This window comes from Micromonospora sp. DT4 (assembly GCF_049841675.1).
Classification (GTDB): Bacteria; Actinomycetota; Actinomycetes; order Mycobacteriales; family Micromonosporaceae; genus Micromonospora.
This window is the reverse complement of the sequence record NZ_JBNCKT010000409.1, coordinates 1-406: the sequence shown is the minus strand read 5'-3', so window position 1 is coordinate 406 and position 406 is coordinate 1. Positions and strand designations below refer to the sequence as shown.

Below are 406 nucleotides of genomic sequence, written 5' to 3'. Positions count from 1 at the left end.
CGAGTCGGGCGGCGACCGCGCATGCCCGCGATCCGCCGACCGAAGGGCCACCCGCCATGGCACACCCCGCACAGCCCCAGAGCCGCAGCCGGCGTCCCAGCGACCGCACCTCCGTACCGGACGACGTCACTGACCGGCTCCTGTGGGCCCTCGCGGTCGACGTCGCCGCCGCCCACCAGCCCGGACCCGACGGCGCCTGCACGAACCTGCAGTGCCGCGGACAGCAGGGCCCCTGCTGGGCGCTGCGCACCGCCCGCCGCGCCGAACAACACGCCCGCCGCGCCACCACCACCCTCGCCCCGGCGCCGCCGTCGCCGCGCCCGGTCGGGGTCGTACGGGGACGCGCCCCCGTGCCCGCCCCGCCGCGCCGCTTCACCGGCTGGTTCACCCCCGCCCGCCCGCCGGC

General features: G+C 80.0%; 1 protein-coding gene. It reads left to right on the top strand.

Annotated features, from left to right (window positions below; translation table 11 throughout):
- Positions 1-56: 56 nt before the first annotated feature.
- A partial coding sequence (locus ACLQ24_RS30345; protein WP_425895158.1) for a hypothetical protein occupies positions 57-406 on the top strand: 350 nt, incomplete at its 3' end.